This window comes from Streptomyces sp. MB09-01 (assembly GCF_033794505.1).
Classification (GTDB): domain Bacteria; phylum Actinomycetota; class Actinomycetes; order Streptomycetales; family Streptomycetaceae; genus Streptomyces.
Window position 1 is genome coordinate 1 of sequence record NZ_JARAYQ010000551.1, and the last position, 1,346, is coordinate 1,346.

The window sequence follows — 1,346 nt, forward strand, 5'->3', positions numbered from 1 at the left end:
CGTGCGTGGTGTGGAGCCTAGACACCTCCACCACACCGGAGGTCTTCGCCATGATCAAGACCCGACACTGTTAACAACGCTCGTGATCAATACAACTAGGACGTGCGGTCCCCGCTGTCGGGCACGACGCCCAGGGCCGTCGAGCCGTGCGGGGCCGGACCGACCGTGCCGGCTCCGTGGTGGAGCTGCTCGCGCGAGTACACCCTCAGGTATCCGACCACCGTGTTGGTGACCGCCACCAGCGGAACGGCGACCACCGCACCCCCGATGCCCGCGATCATGCCGCCGGCGGCCACCGCGAGCACCACCGCGAGCGGGTGCACCCGTACCGCCCGGCCGAGGATGAAGGGCTGCAGCACGTGCCCCTCGATCTGCTGCACCGCCAGCACCACGAGCAGCACCATCAGGGCGGTGAACACTCCCTGGGTCACGAGCGCCACGACCACGGCGAGGGCCCCCGAGACCACCGCGCCGACCAGCGGGATGAAGGCGAAGAGGAAGATGAAGACGGCCAGCGGCACCGCCATCGGCACGTCCAGGAAGTAGATGCCGAGGCCGATGAAGATGGCGTCGATGAGCGCGACGATGACCGTGCCGCGCACGTACGCGGTCAGCGTGCGCCAGGCCCGCGGACCGGCCCCGGCGACGCCGGCCCGGGCGGCGGACGGGACGAGGCCCAGCGCCCAGTTCCAGATGCGCTTCCCGTCGTAGAGCAGGAAGAGCGTCGAGAACATCGCGAGCAGAATGCCGGTGAGGACCTCGACGAGGACCGTCACGCCCTGGAGGCCGGCGGAGGTGATCTGCTCGGTGTTCGTGCCGATGGTCTCGCTGAGGTTCTTCGCGATGTCGTTGATCTGCTTCTCGGTCACGTGGAACGGACTGTCCAGTGCCCAGAGCTTGAGCTCGTTGATGCCGTCGCGGACCCGGTCGGAGAGGTCGTCGAGGTTCTCCATGACCTGCCAGACCACGAACCAGCCGACGAGTCCGATGACCACGAAGCCGAGGATCGCCGTGACGGCCGTGGCCAGCCCCCGCGGCAGGCCCAGCCGGCGCAGCCGGACGACGAAGGGCTGGAGCATCGCGGTGACGAGCATGGCGGCGGCGAAGGCGAGGACGACCAGGCGGACTTCGCTGATCACCTTCATCAGCACCCAGAGCATCCCGGCGAGGAGCAGCAGCCGCCAGCTGGCCTCGGCGGCGACGCGCATCCCCCACGGGACCACGCTCGCCGGGTCGGGGCGCTCGGGGACGGCCGGCGCGGACTGGCGCACCAACCCCGCCACGCAGATCAAGTGGGGCCTGAACTACATGAACGTCCGCTACGGCAGCCCCTGTGGCGCGTGGAG

General features: G+C 69.4%; 1 protein-coding gene and 1 pseudogene. One reads left to right on the top strand and one right to left on the bottom strand.

All coding sequences use genetic code 11. The features are described from left to right. Positions 1-95 precede the first annotated feature (95 nt). Positions 96-1,271, bottom strand: coding sequence for an AI-2E family transporter (locus tag PV721_RS43385; RefSeq protein ID WP_319734384.1), 1,176 nt, complete (start codon positions 1,269-1,271; stop codon positions 96-98). Between PV721_RS43385 and PV721_RS43390 the strand changes: the two are divergent. After that, positions 1,249-1,346 (top strand): annotated as a pseudogene (locus PV721_RS43390) (lytic transglycosylase domain-containing protein); the annotation flags it as partial. The gene PV721_RS43385 and the pseudogene PV721_RS43390 sit on opposite strands and share 23 nt — an antisense overlap.